The organism is Nitratidesulfovibrio liaohensis, assembly GCF_011682075.1.
Lineage (GTDB): Bacteria > Desulfobacterota > Desulfovibrionia > Desulfovibrionales > Desulfovibrionaceae > Cupidesulfovibrio > Cupidesulfovibrio liaohensis.
Window position 1 is genome coordinate 1 of the sequence record NZ_VSMK01000803.1, and the last position, 11,967, is coordinate 11,967.

The 11,967-nt window shown below is 65.9% G+C and carries 13 protein-coding genes and 1 pseudogene; 3 read left to right on the plus strand and 11 right to left on the minus strand.

The genetic code is table 11. The features are described 5' to 3' along the window. The coding region (locus FVW27_RS19780) for an IMPACT family protein (RefSeq protein ID WP_167128650.1) at nt 1-436 on the plus strand (436 nt) is incomplete at its 5' end. A gap of 17 nt (nt 437-453) precedes the next feature. Here the strand turns inward: FVW27_RS19780 and pgl are convergent. From pgl to FVW27_RS19800, 4 genes are all read right to left on the minus strand, one after another. Next, the gene (gene pgl, locus FVW27_RS19785) at nt 454-1,191 is read right to left on the minus strand and encodes a 6-phosphogluconolactonase (protein ID WP_167128653.1); all 738 of its coding nucleotides are present in this window, start codon (nt 1,189-1,191) and stop codon (nt 454-456) included. A gap of 302 nt (nt 1,192-1,493) precedes the next feature. Beyond that, entirely contained in the window at nt 1,494-1,973 is a 480-nt protein-coding gene (locus FVW27_RS19790) for an OsmC family protein (RefSeq protein ID WP_167128656.1), read from the minus strand. Nucleotides 1,974-2,140: 167 nt separating this feature from the next. Then, entirely contained in the window at nt 2,141-2,887 is a 747-nt protein-coding gene (locus tag FVW27_RS19795; protein WP_167128659.1) for an N-acyl homoserine lactonase family protein, read from the minus strand. Between the two features lie 387 nt (nt 2,888-3,274). Continuing rightward, nucleotides 3,275-5,371: a methyl-accepting chemotaxis protein gene (locus FVW27_RS19800; protein WP_208294902.1), complete on the minus strand. Its 2,097-nt coding sequence runs from the start codon at nt 5,369-5,371 to the stop codon at nt 3,275-3,277. A gap of 362 nt (nt 5,372-5,733) precedes the next feature. Between FVW27_RS19800 and FVW27_RS19805 the strand changes: the two genes are divergently transcribed. Together FVW27_RS19805 and FVW27_RS19810 are read left to right on the plus strand one after the other, a co-directional pair. After that, nucleotides 5,734-6,249: a NanQ anomerase/TabA/YiaL family protein gene (locus FVW27_RS19805; RefSeq protein WP_167128662.1), complete on the plus strand. Its 516-nt coding sequence runs from the start codon at nt 5,734-5,736 to the stop codon at nt 6,247-6,249. Between the two features lie 349 nt (nt 6,250-6,598). Continuing rightward, a complete protein-coding gene (locus FVW27_RS19810) occupies nt 6,599-6,823 on the plus strand; it encodes a TraR/DksA family transcriptional regulator (protein WP_015946797.1) in 225 nt (74 codons plus the stop codon). 153 nt (nt 6,824-6,976) lie between these two features. On the opposite strand, the gene FVW27_RS19815 is transcribed toward FVW27_RS19810, so the two are convergent. The 7 genes and pseudogenes from FVW27_RS19815 to FVW27_RS19845 all read right to left on the minus strand — a co-directional run. Next, nucleotides 6,977-7,987 (minus strand): inorganic phosphate transporter, encoded by a 1,011-nt coding sequence (locus FVW27_RS19815; RefSeq protein WP_167128665.1) that lies wholly within the window; start codon nt 7,985-7,987, stop codon nt 6,977-6,979. Next, on the minus strand, nt 7,980-8,609 hold the full coding sequence (locus FVW27_RS19820; protein WP_167128668.1) for a DUF47 domain-containing protein: 630 nt from the start codon (nt 8,607-8,609) through the stop codon (nt 7,980-7,982). Before FVW27_RS19820 ends, FVW27_RS19815 begins: the two co-directional genes overlap by 8 nt. Nucleotides 8,610-9,090: 481 nt before the next feature. Then, nucleotides 9,091-9,624 (minus strand): 4Fe-4S dicluster domain-containing protein, encoded by a 534-nt coding sequence (locus FVW27_RS19825; RefSeq protein ID WP_167128671.1) that lies wholly within the window; start codon nt 9,622-9,624, stop codon nt 9,091-9,093. Nucleotides 9,625-9,628: 4 nt separating this feature from the next. Next, nucleotides 9,629-10,015: a hydrogenase maturation nickel metallochaperone HypA/HybF gene (locus FVW27_RS19830; RefSeq protein WP_167128674.1), complete on the minus strand. Its 387-nt coding sequence runs from the start codon at nt 10,013-10,015 to the stop codon at nt 9,629-9,631. Between the two features lie 38 nt (nt 10,016-10,053). Beyond that, the gene (locus FVW27_RS19835) at nt 10,054-11,187 is read right to left on the minus strand and encodes a hydrogenase large subunit (RefSeq protein WP_208294903.1); all 1,134 of its coding nucleotides are present in this window, start codon (nt 11,185-11,187) and stop codon (nt 10,054-10,056) included. Further along, entirely contained in the window at nt 11,184-11,813 is a 630-nt protein-coding gene (locus tag FVW27_RS19840; RefSeq protein ID WP_167128678.1) for an NADH-quinone oxidoreductase subunit C, read from the minus strand. The genes FVW27_RS19835 and FVW27_RS19840 overlap by 4 nt, the downstream gene beginning before the upstream one ends. After that, nucleotides 11,782-11,967 (minus strand): annotated as a pseudogene (locus FVW27_RS19845) (hydrogenase); the annotation flags it as partial. The gene FVW27_RS19840 and the pseudogene FVW27_RS19845, both read right to left, overlap by 32 nt.

Genomic DNA, 11,967 nt, shown 5'->3' on the forward strand with positions numbered 1-11,967 from the left:
CACCGCGCGCATCGGGTGCAGCGACGACGGCGAGCCCCACGGCACCGCCGGGCGCCCCATGCTGCAACAACTGCTGCACGGCGGCGTGGGCGAGGTGGCGGCGGTGGTGACACGATATTTCGGCGGGGTCAAGCTGGGCACCGGAGGGCTGGTGCGGGCCTATGCCGCCATGGCCCGGCTGGGGCTGGACGGCCTGCCCCTGCGCCAGCGCATAGTGCCCGCGCATGTGTCCGTGGTGCTGGCCCATGGCAGGGCCGGGGCGCTGCGACGGTTGCTGCCCGCGTACGAGGCTGCCATCCTGTCCGAAGTGCACGGGGCCGACGTGGAATGCATTGTCGGCCTGCCCGTGGAGCACGCTGCCGCGTTCATGGCCGCCGTCATCGACATGGCCGCCGGTGAGGCGCTGGTGGACGTGCTGCCGCCTGCGGAAGGCTGACCCCAAAGCGCCAATCGCTACCCCTTGGCCGCACCCTCGTCGACGATCCACACCAGATCCCCGTTGGCGGGCTTCACGAACTGCGCGGGCAGGTTGGGCTCCGCCAGCAGGTCCAGCGCCCGTGCCAGCACGGGGTGCTTTTCCCTGCCGGAAACAAGGAACACGCAGCAGCGGGCGTTGTTCAGCACCGGCAGGGTCAGGGTAAGCCGGTCGCTCTTGGTGGCTGGCACGTACTGGTCGATGACCAGGCGCGTGTGTTCGGCAAGGCCGGTCCCGTCGGGGAACAGCGATGCGGTGTGTCCGTCCTCGCCCATGCCCAGCAGTACCATGTCGAAGCGCGGCCAGCCGCCGTTTTCCAGGTCGAAGTGTTCGCGCAGTAGCGATTCGTAGGCGGCGGCACCCTCCATGGGGTCCATCTCGCCCTTCATGCGGTAGAAGCGGGTGGCCGGGGCCAGCGACAGCAGTTCGCGCCGGGCCACTCCGTAGTTGCTCTGCGGGTTGTCCGGCTCCACGCAGCGCTCGTCCACCCAGTACACGGCGATCTTTTCCCACGGCAGGCGGTCGAGCCAGGCCGGGGTGGCCAGCAGCCGGAACAGCGGGATGGGCGTGCTGCCGCCGGACAGGGCCAGGGTGAACACGCCGCGCGCGGCCACGGCCCGCTCGCAACGTTCCAGCAGCAGTTGGGCGGTCTTTTCGGCCATGGCGGCCGGATCCTTCATGACGTGCAGGGCGAGATTGATGGAACGGTTGGACATGGCGGCTCCGGTGACGGCGATTCCGGTTGGCGTTTCTTGTCGGGGGCGGCGCGCGGGGCGCAACTGCTCCCCCTTATGGACATGATGGATATGTTGGCGATGACGAATCTGCCACAGGACCGCCCGCGTGGGAATGGGCAAAGGAGGCGGAATGCCGCCCGGGCGGCCAGCGCGCGCATGGCTGCCCCGGAAATGCGGCAGCGCCGTGGCGGGCCACGGCGCTACGGGGATGCGAGAAGACTGGTGGAAAGCCGTCGGACAAGGCGTGTGGCGGGGCAGCCGCGCCGGTGGATCAACAGGCTTTATGCCAGCACCACTTCAAACGCAGGCGGCGTCATGATGTGCTTCTTCACGGTGCACAGTTCCACGGCACGCACCAGCGCATCGCGGTACTCGTCGGGAAAGCCCTGCGGCGGGGTTACCACGAAGGTCATGCGGGTGACCTGAAAACCCTTGGGCGCGAATTCGCACCCCACGCGAATGCCCAGTCCCTCCGTGGAAATCTTGCGGGCCTCGCAGAAGCGCTGGGCGTACACGCCCGCGCAGGTAGCCAGCGAGGCCAGGAACAGCTCGAACGGGGTGGGGGCGGTGCCTTCGCCGCCGTCCTTCACCGGCTGGTCGGTGCGGATGACGGTGGAAGCGGGAGCGGGGGTGCCCGGAGCAGGTTGCGGCGCATCCTGTCCGGTGGGAGCGTCGGCCCCGGTGGGGGGGACGGCGGGGTGGAGTATGGCGTCGATCTTCATGCCGCCGTTGAAGGTGACGTCGATGAACTTCATGGTCATTCGAGGCTCCTGTGGATGTTCCGTCATTCAGGTGCGGTGGAGCGGGCGCGGGAACTGCGCGCCGTGTCCGGTGTCCTGTCGGGCAGTGTCGGGTGGTGCGTGGCGCCGTTGCCGGGCGCAGCCTGGGGGCATAACCGGGTGCGGTGCGCGGCGCGGGCCAGCGCAGGTCAGCCGATGGTCTCCATGCGGGCAAAGCGTGGTTCGTGCAGCGGAATGACGATATCCGCAGCTTCCTTCACCTTGAGCATGATGTCGTAGCCCTGCTTGGGGTTGATGCAGGTGCCGGGAGGAATGACCTCCATCTCCATGCCCCGGATGGCGGCGGGCGGGTTCATGTTCTCGTCGATGATGCAGAACCCGGTGATGGCGGCGGTGCCCTGTTCCGTATCCACGAACACGGTCAGGCCGCCTTCGGTGTGCACCGGGGTGTGCACCACGCGGATGCCGGGCAGTATCTCGCGTTCTTCTTCGGTGATCACGCGCAACTGGCCGTTGTCTTCCACGTCGGTGATGTAGTCTTCAAGGTAGCGGAAATCGAGCGGATGAGGGTTGTGGATGGACTCCAGTTCCTTCTCGTGCACCCAGATTTCCGCATTTTCGCACTTGTAGTCGTTTTCGCAGTGGTCGTTGTGCAGGTGGGTGTGGATGACCACGTCGATGTCCGCCGGGGTGAGCCCGAACTTGGCCAGCCCCGCCTCGAAGGTGTATATCTTGCCGCCCAGGGCCGTCTCGCGGTCGGGCGAGACGATGGGGTTCAGCTCGCCGGTGTCCACCAGGATGCGCTTGTCGCCACCCTCGATGTACCACGCGTATATAGGGATGGTGTAGGGCGTGCCGTAATCGTGCTGGTAGGTCATCATGCCCTTGTCAAAGACCTTTGAACCCATGACGATGGGGTGGATGCGGTACTTCATGCGACGCCTCGCGTGCTGACGGTTGCCGGAAGACGCCCGGACCCACGGCAAGCGTGCGTCCAGGCAGGGAGCCGGACGCGTCCCACGAGCGCCCGGCCAATGGCGGAGCGGATGGCCCTTGGAACTTGTCGTGCATCCGCGGGCCGTTGCGGGCCACGGATACACGGCCGGAAGGGGCGCGCCCCGCCACGGGGCAAAGAGTAAGCACTTCGGCCCCGCTTGTCACGATTTCCTCCCGTTTCGGTGGGAAATGTTCGCGGCGTTGGCTACGTCCGTCACAGGGCAGGCACGGTCATTCCGCATGGTCGAACGCATAACGCCCCGGCATCGTTGTGATGCCGGGGCGTCGTGTTTCATGATTTCATGAGCGGGGCGGTCGAGCGCCGCCTAGCTGTCTTCCTTCAGTTCACGGATGACGTCCTGCAATTCCGACGACAGCCGGGCCAGTTCACCCACCTCGCGGGTGGACTGGGCCATGGCCTCGGCCATTTCGGAGGCGATGCGGTTCACCTCGTCGGTTCCCCGGTTGATCTGCTCGGACGCGGCGGACTGCTGTTCCGACGCAGTGGCGATGGACCGCACCTGGTCGGCCGTGGATTCCACGATGGACACGATGCGCGCCAGCGCCTCGCCCGCGCGGGAGGCGAGATCGGTGCTGCGCTGCACCACTTCCGCCGCGCGGCCCATGCCGGTGATGTTTTCCTGTGTGCCCCGCTGGATGGCGGTGATGGCGTCGCCCACTTCCTTGGTGGCGGTCATGGTCTTTTCCGCCAGCTTGCGCACCTCGTCGGCCACCACGGCAAATCCGCGCCCGGCGTCACCGGCGCGGGCCGCCTCGATGGCGGCGTTCAGGGCCAGCAGGTTGGTCTGGTCGGCGATGTCGGTGATCACGGTCATGATGTGCCCGATGCCCTCGGCACGCTTACCCAGTTCGCCAAGGCCGGTGCTCATCTCGCGGGCGAACTCGTCCACCTTGCGGATGCTGTCCACCACGTCGCGCACGATGGTGCCGCCCGCTTCGGCCTCGACCCTGGCGCTTTCGGCGCTTCCGGCCGCGCGTGAGGCATTGGCGGCAACCTCCAGCACGGATGCGTTCATCTGTTCCATGGCGGTGGCGGCCTCGGCCGTGCGGGCGCGCTGTACCTCGGCGCCGGAGCGAGCCTCGTCCACCTGCCCGGCCAGTTCGTGCGAGGCGTTGCGCACGTTGGCCACGATGCCTTCAAGCCTTTCCGCCGTTTGGCGGATGCCTTCCCTGCGGGCCTGCTCGCCGCGCAGGCGGGCCTGCTCGGCCTCGCGCAGGGCGGTTTCTGCCTTGCGGGTCTGCTCCTCGGCCTCGGCGGTCTTAGCCTTGCTCGTGGCCAGCAGTTCGACCAGATTGCTCACCATGGCCTTGAGACTGGTGTGGAGGTTCAGCAGTTCGCCCGAGAAGTGGCGTGCGTCGGGCAGGGCGTCGAAGTGGCCGGACGCCACGTGACCGGAGGCGACCACCAGCATCTGGACGGGGTTGGCCACGGAGCGCGCCAGCAGCCACGCCACGATCATCAGCGCCACGGCGATGCCCGCGCCCACCATCAGGATGTAGTTCACCACGCTGGCGGACTGGGCGTACACCTCGGCCTTGTCGATTATGGCCACCAGCTTCCAGCCCTGATAGCCCGTATGCACGGTGACCAGCTTGTCCACGCCGTCCATGGCCGCCTCGAAGGTGCCGCGCTGCATCTTCATGATCTGGGCAAGGGCGGGGGAGCCGGTGTCATCGGTCTTCTTGAAACTGAACTTCTCGTGCTTGGGGTCGGACAGGATGACCGAGGTGTCCTCGATCAGCATGACGTAGCCGGTCTTGCCGATGCGCAGGCTGGAGGTGACCTTGGTCAGGGTGGACAGGTTGATGTCCACGCCCATGACGCCGACGATCTCGCCCGCGCCGGTGCGCACCTTGCTCATGACGCTGGCCACCGGGTAGCCGGTGGTGGACATGTAGGCCTTGCTGATCAGCGTGTTGCCGGAAGAGGCCAGGGCCTCCTTGTACCACGGGCGCTTGCGGGGGTCGTATCCTGCGGGCATGCCCGTGCCGTCGATGTGGCTGAGAAAGCCGCCGTCCTGGTAGCCGATGAAAATTTCGTCGTACCAGTTGTTGGCTTTGCCCAGCAGGCTGAACAACTGGGCGAGGGCCTGTTCCGGCGGGGTGAGGTTGCCGTGGTTCAGCTTGAAGTCCTGCTTGGTGTCGGCGTAAGAGGCCACCTGCCCCTTGCCCTCCACCACGCGGGGCAGCGAGGCAAGGTACGCGACGTTGCGCTGGGCAGATTCGAAAAACGTGGCGATGAAGTCGTTCACCCGTTCCAACTGGGCACTGGACGAATCTTCGAAATCCTTAAGCGAGGCCCGTCGGATTTCGATGGACACCACGGCGGAAACACTGCCGATGGCGACGACGATGGACAACAGGAAGGCGATGATCAGTTTGGTGCGAATGGTCAGAGACATGGAGTCCCCCATGGCGACTGGATGTTTACGGTTGGCCCGCCGTTAACCCTTCCGTCGCGTGATGCGGATTGCGAGGAGTGCGTGTCCGCGTCGGCACCCGGCTGGCTCCCCAGCTGCTTCCGTGTGTCGCGCGGCCTTCATGCCCATATTCATGGATACTGGCAAGAGGTATGCTGCTGTGCATATTATAAAATTTGTAGGTAGTACGTTAACGGAAAAGAGTTACGCTCGTGTGTCTGAAGAGAGGCCCTTCTGTTACCGTTCTGTCGTGCGTCAATGCACGGCATGGTTGCGCGCGACACGTCGACACTATATTGTCCGCCGCCAGAATGCGGAATTCTGTCACCCCGCCGGAGGAAAGGATGATCATAGGCACGTTGGATACGTGGATGCGCTACGACCTTGGCCCGGCATGGCGGGCGGCCTTCGGCTTTCTGGCCAACCTGGCGCCGGATGCGGCCACCGGCCGCCATCCCGTGCCGTGCGCGGATGCGCCGGAAGGCAGCGTGTACGTGGAGGTGGGACGCTACGACACCAAGCCGGAAGGCAGCGGACGGCTGGAGGCCCACCGCAGGCATATTGACATCCAGTACGTGCTTTCGGGTATGGAATGGTTGGACTGGACGCCGTTGCCCGGCCTGGGTGCCCTGGGGCCGTATGCCGAGGACAGGGACGTGCGGTTCTTTTCCGTGACGGGGCACCCGTGCACCCGCGTGTTGTTGCAACCCGGCAGCTTCGCGGCGCTGTTTCCGGAAGATGCGCACATGCCGGGCATTGCCATGCAGGGCGTTCCGTCCGCCATGGTCAAGGCGGTGGCCAAGGTGCGCGTGGACGCGCTGGCGGTGGGGGGCATTCCGCTGCGGGGCCTGGACGGGTAGCAGGGGCGTAAGCGCCAGACCAACAGGCCCCGGACCAACAGGCCCCGGACCAACAGGCCCCGGACCAACAGGCGCCAGACCAACAGGCGCCAGACCAACAGGCGCCAGACCAACAGGCCCCGGACCAACAGGCGCCGGACCAGCGGCGCCGGACCCGCGGCGCCGGACCTGCGGCGGGTTGGACCGGGGACGGGTGGAGCCAACGGGACACCTGAACGGTGGAACCGGCAGGGAATCGAGGCATATCGACGGCTGATGGAGTCGGGCCGGATGCGCGCGGGCACTGCCCGCGCCGAGGGGGGCGGACCTAGCACTGACAGGGAGCGGATCGGGACAACCAGGAGGTCTCATGGACATTTTCGATCAGGCCCAGGAACTTGAGCGGCTGGAACGCGAAGCCGCCTTGTCCCGTGCGCGGAACGCCTCCGCGCAGGGGCGCGAGGGACCCGAATGGATCGATGGCGTTGCCTGCTGCCGCGAGTGCGGCGAACCCATCCCCCCCGCACGGCTGGCCGCCGTGCCGGGCGTGGGATTGTGCAAGGCCTGCCAGGAAGAGATGGAAGGGGGCAGCTAGCCCCGATTACCCGGTCACCCCGAACGGCCCGCGAGCGTATGCTCGCGGGCCGTTCCGCATTGCGGGGATGGCACGCGCAAAAGGGGCTCCCCGTGGGGAGCCCCTTTGTCGTGTGCTTCGTGTGCTGTGTCCGGCCCGTCGGGACAGGGAAAGCTAGTCGGCGATGCCCAGCAGTTCCAGAATCAGGAAGCTGATGGACGCCATGGTGGCGGCGGCGGGAATGGTGAGAATCCATGCCACCACCAGGTTGCCCGCAATGCCCCAGCGCACGGCGGACAGGCGCTTGGTGGCCCCCACGCCGAACACGCAGGCGGTGATGGTGTGGGTGGTGGAGATCGGCGCGCCCATCAGCGAGGCCCCGGTGATGACCACGGCGGCGGACGTTTCCGCCGCGAAGCCGTGCACCGGTTCCAGCTTGAAGATGCGGTGTCCCATGGTCTTGACGATCTTCCAGCCACCGAGGGCGGTGCCCATGGCCATGGCCAGGGCGCACGACAGCTTGACCCACAGCGGCACGTGGATGGTGTCGATCTGGTGGAACAGGAACAGGGCCAAGGTGATGACGCCCATGGTCTTCTGCGCGTCATTGAGGCCATGGCTGGTGGCCATGAACGCGGAGGAGACGATCTGCAACTTCTCGAACGACCGTGTCACCGTGCGCCGGTTGGTGCGCCAGAACAGCAGCATCAGCAACGACATGCACGCGTAGCTGACGGCAAAGCCCGCCAGGGGCGAGAGCACCAGCGGCAGCAGGATCTTCTTGACGATGGACATGGCGTTCAGGGTGCTGAACCCCGCGTGGGTGATGGCAGCCCCCATCAGCCCCCCGATGAGCGCGTGCGACGACGAGGACGGCAGGCCGTAGTACCAGGTGATCAGGTTCCAGGCGATGGCCCCGATGAGCGCCGCCAGCACCAAGGCCTGGCTGCCCATGACCATGTCGGTGTTCACGATGCCCTGGCCCAGGGTGTGTGCCACCTCTTCGCCCAGCATGGCGCCGAAAAGGTTCAGCACGGCGGCCATGGCCACGGCGGTGCGCGGGGAAAGCACCTTGGTGGAAACCACGGTGGCAATGGCGTTGGCGCAGTCGTGCGCCCCATTGGTGAAGTCGAAGATCAGCGCGACGATGACGATGACGACGAGCAGCACCGGTATCTCAAGCATTCTTCAGCACCACTTCCTCGATGGCGTCCGCGAGATCGTCCAGGCGTTCCACGGCCAGTTCGATGCGGTCGTACACCTGGGTCCACTTCATGATGTCCACCACGGCGCGCATGTCGAGATTTTCGGTGTCGTGCAACTCGGCAAGGCCGGTGCCCAGCAGCATCTCGCATTCGCCCTTGATGGCCTTCAGCTGCTTGACCTGCGCGGCAACGTCGGTCTTGTCCTTCAGGCAACAGATCATCTCGCCGGTGACGGCGGCCATTTCGCGCAGGTTGCGGACCATCTTGCGGGCAGGAAAGCGGATGTAGGTGAACCCGTACAGCCGCGCGCGGGTGGCGATGCCCTTGATGAGGTTGATGGAGTCTTCCTGCGCCAGGTTCAGGCGGTAGATGTCTTCGCGGTCGATGGGGGTGATGAAGGTGAGCGAGAGCTGGCGCGAGATTTCGCGACACAGTTCGTCGGCCTCCACCTCTACCAGGTTCACGCGCTTGCAGGCGTCGTCAACCTTGCCGAAGTCTTCAAGGATGCGGGTGAGCAAGTCGGCCGCTTCCACCAGCATGGCATTCTGGCGGTTTAGCAGTTCAAAGAAGCGGACGGTCTTGGGGAACAGATTCAAGGCCATGCGGTGGCTCCGGTGTTGTCGTTGTGCTCGTGGGCCAGGCAGGCCCCCGGGTTCGGCTGGCCCGTCGGGTCGGCCGGGTCCATCTGTGACGACGGTCCGCCATGAGCGGCGGGAGGTTACGGATGTGTTGCGGTTCCGGCGGGTGCCGGACGGCACTGTCCCGTGCGCAAAAAAGGCCGGTCGGGACCGCGGGGATTCTACGCTTCCCCCGGCGTCCGGGCAACCGGCATCGTCATGAATTCGCCACGAGATAACGCGGTTTTGTTACGGAATGGTGACGGTCGGCGATGTTTCAAGAAGTTCAATTGCGTCGCTGTGTTGAGCGGGTGATCAGTCGCATTTTGAACCAGAGGAGACCGGTTTGCTACGGTGGGTTGGTGACAACCGCCCCGCACGGAGCCGTGGCGGGCCGCGTAAAAAAACGGGGCGGGGAATTTCCCCGCCCCGTCGTGAGTTCATGCTGGGCGTGCGGCGTGCAGCCCTAGCGCTGCATGGCGCGGTATTCGTCCAGGGTGACCATGTGCAGGGCCTTGACCGGGCAGGCTTCAACGCAGGCGCCCTGGTCCTTGCCTTCCTTGGCGCGCCAGTCGGCGCACACGTCGCAGCGTACGGCCACTTCGCGGCGGTGCCGCACGGGCTGGGCGGCATCGGCACCTTCTTCGGGCAGACCGATGAAGGACAGCTCGATGGCGCCGTACGGGCAAGCCATGACACACAGCTGGCAGGCGGCGCAGTATTGCTGGCGCATCACCACCACGCCGTCTTCCTGGACCAGCGCGTCGGTGGGGCACACGCGGGCGCAGGGCGCATCGGCGCACTGGCGGCACTGCACGGGCATCTTGACGCTGTCGGTCTTGATGACGTGCACGCGGGGCTGGAAGAGGTTGCGCTTCTTCACCGCCTCCTTGATGGTCATGTTGTTGTGCGAGGCGATGCAGGCAAGTTCGCACTTCTTGCAGGCCTTGCACTTGTCTGCTTCAGCGAAGACGACGTACCGCATGAGCGAATTGGTCATGGTGCTATCCTTCCGTGGTTTGCGCCGCTGCCGGAAGGTCGGTGGCATCCGGGCCGGGCACTTCTATGCTTGCGATGTACAGTTCCCTGCCGCCAATCCAGTGCACGGCGTCGTCGCCGCACGAAGGGCAGGAGAATTTCCGCTTCCGGGTTTCCACGTCGCCGCAGGCCAGGCATACGCCGCGCAGGGGCAGCAGTTGCACGTCCAGCGGCGCGCCCTCGGCTGGCGTCCCTTCGGCCAGCAGTTCGAAACAGGCGGTCAGGGTGCGTGCCTCGACACATGCCAGAAGGCCCACGGCAAGGTTCACCCGGCTGATGCGGGGGGCGCCGTGTCGCGCCGCCTCGTCAGAGACGATGCGCAGGATGCCTTCGACAATGGACGATTCGTGCATGACCGCCTGCCTCCGTTATTCCGTATCGTGTCGCGCTGTTAACGTTCAGTGCACGAAATGCACGGGTCGATGGAGTTGACGATGAGAGGCACGTCCGAAACCTTGCAGTCGTGCATCATCACGCCCAGCGCGTCCCAGTTCATGTACGAGGGCACACGCCACTTCAGGCGGTTGGGCACGTCGGTGCCGTCGGTGCGCAGGAAGTAGATCAGCTCGCCGCGCGGGGCCTCGCTGCGGGCCACGGCCTCGCCCGCCGGAATTTCCGGCAGCCGGGCCACCAGGTCGCCGCCGGGCAGATCGCGGGCGCACTGGCTCACCAGGCTGATGGATTCCAGGGCCTCGCGCAGGCGGATCATGGCGCGCGAATGCACGTCGCATCCGTTTTCGGTAATCACGTCAAAGGCCAGGCGGGGGTAGGCCGCGTGGGGCACGTCCTTGCGGATGTCCACGGCCAGGCCGCTGCCGCGCGCCACGGGGCCGACAACCGCGTATTCCAGCGCCTTGTCCTGCGGCAGCATGCCCACGCCCACGGTACGTCCGCGCACCATGGGGTCGTTGCGGTAGATGTTGTAGATCTCTTCCACGTGCTTCTGCACGCGGTCCAGGTTGCGGGTCAGGAAGGTGAGCAGGTCGGCATCCACGTCGTACTTCACGCCGCCGATGCAGTTGGCGGCGAGGTCCATGCGGTTGCCGTACACCGTCTCCTTGATGTCCTGCATGATTTCGCGCACTTCCATTACGTGCATGAACAGCGACTTGAAGCCGATGATGTGCGCGAGAATGGCCACGTTGAACAGGTGTGAGGCGATGCGCTTGATTTCCTCGGCCATGGAGCGCAGGTAGCGGGCCCGTTCGGGCACCATGATGCCCGCCAGGTTTTCCACCGCCATGCAGTAGGTGAAGGGGTGGCTGTTGGAACACAGCGAGCACACCCGCTCGGTAAGCACGATGTTCTGGAACAGGTTGCGCCGCAGGGCCAGCGCCTCCATGCCCCGGTGCACGTGCCCGGCGGTGATGTCCACGCGCTTCACGGTTTCGCCTTCCACGCTCACGCGGAAGTACATGGGTTCTTCCAGCGCCACGTGCAGCGGGCCAACAGGCAGGGTGAAGCCCGCGCGCGGGTCGGTGTTCACATGGTCGTCTATCTGGGGGGTATGGACGGCGGTGCTCATGCCTGGGTCTCCTCGTCGGTGACGGCAGTGACGGTGGAGGCAGTGACGGCGGTGGTGCCCTCGGGCAGCTTCGCCGACATGATGCGCTCCCACAGGTCTTGCGTGGACGCACCGTTCATCATGGTGGAAAGGGGAATCATCTGGCCCATGATGCCCGCGTCCAGCCGCTCGTCCAGGAACAGCCGCCGGGGGTTGGGGTGGCCGGTCACCGCGATGTCGTACATCTCCATGAATTCGCGCTCGTTCCAGTCGGCGTTGCGGAACCACGGGGTGATGGAGGGCACTTCGGGCTTGCCCTCGGCGTTACCGTCCTCGTCCACTTCCGGCATGGACAGCGGCGCGGTGACCGTAAGGGTCAGTCCGTCCAGGTCGAAGTGGTAGGCGATGGCGCGCTGCGGGTTGGCCGGGTCGCGCTCCGGATCGTAGGCGGTCATGGTACACAGGCGCAGGCGGCAGCGGGCCATGGCCGGGGCCAGTTCCGCAAGGCGCGGGGCGTTGTCCAGCATGATCCAGCCGTAGAGGTTGCCGTGGGCGTCCTCGGTCCAGGATATGTCTGCGCCTGCCGCGTCGGGCAGTCGCTGGTCCAGCAGTGCCTTAGCCTGCAGTTGCGCGGGGCGTGTCAGCATCGGTGCGTCCTCCGTCCTTCACCGTGTGGGGGGTGGCGGGGGTGGTTTCTTCGTTGGCGGCAGCGGCCTTGGCCGCCGGGCGGGAGCCGTTGCCGTTGCCCGTGTCCGCCGGGGCGGCGTCATCGGCGTCCGTCTGCGCGGACAGCGAGGCGGC

Coding starts and splice junctions, on each gene's coding strand:
- pgl (WP_167128653.1), bottom strand. CDS start 1,191: ATGTCCAACCGTTCCATCAATCTCGCCCTGCACGTCATGAAGGATCCG.
- FVW27_RS19790 (WP_167128656.1), bottom strand. CDS start 1,973: ATGACCATGAAGTTCATCGACGTCACCTTCAACGGCGGCATGAAGATC.
- FVW27_RS19795 (WP_167128659.1), bottom strand. CDS start 2,887: ATGAAGTACCGCATCCACCCCATCGTCATGGGTTCAAAGGTCTTTGAC.
- FVW27_RS19800 (WP_208294902.1), bottom strand. CDS start 5,371: ATGTCTCTGACCATTCGCACCAAACTGATCATCGCCTTCCTGTTGTCC.
- FVW27_RS19805 (WP_167128662.1), top strand. CDS start 5,734: ATGATCATAGGCACGTTGGATACGTGGATGCGCTACGACCTTGGCCCG.
- FVW27_RS19810 (WP_015946797.1), top strand. CDS start 6,599: ATGGACATTTTCGATCAGGCCCAGGAACTTGAGCGGCTGGAACGCGAA.
- FVW27_RS19815 (WP_167128665.1), bottom strand. CDS start 7,987: ATGCTTGAGATACCGGTGCTGCTCGTCGTCATCGTCATCGTCGCGCTG.
- FVW27_RS19820 (WP_167128668.1), bottom strand. CDS start 8,609: ATGGCCTTGAATCTGTTCCCCAAGACCGTCCGCTTCTTTGAACTGCTA.
- FVW27_RS19825 (WP_167128671.1), bottom strand. CDS start 9,624: ATGACCAATTCGCTCATGCGGTACGTCGTCTTCGCTGAAGCAGACAAG.
- FVW27_RS19830 (WP_167128674.1), bottom strand. CDS start 10,015: ATGCACGAATCGTCCATTGTCGAAGGCATCCTGCGCATCGTCTCTGAC.
- FVW27_RS19835 (WP_208294903.1), bottom strand. CDS start 11,187: ATGAGCACCGCCGTCCATACCCCCCAGATAGACGACCATGTGAACACC.
- FVW27_RS19840 (WP_167128678.1), bottom strand. CDS start 11,813: ATGCTGACACGCCCCGCGCAACTGCAGGCTAAGGCACTGCTGGACCAG.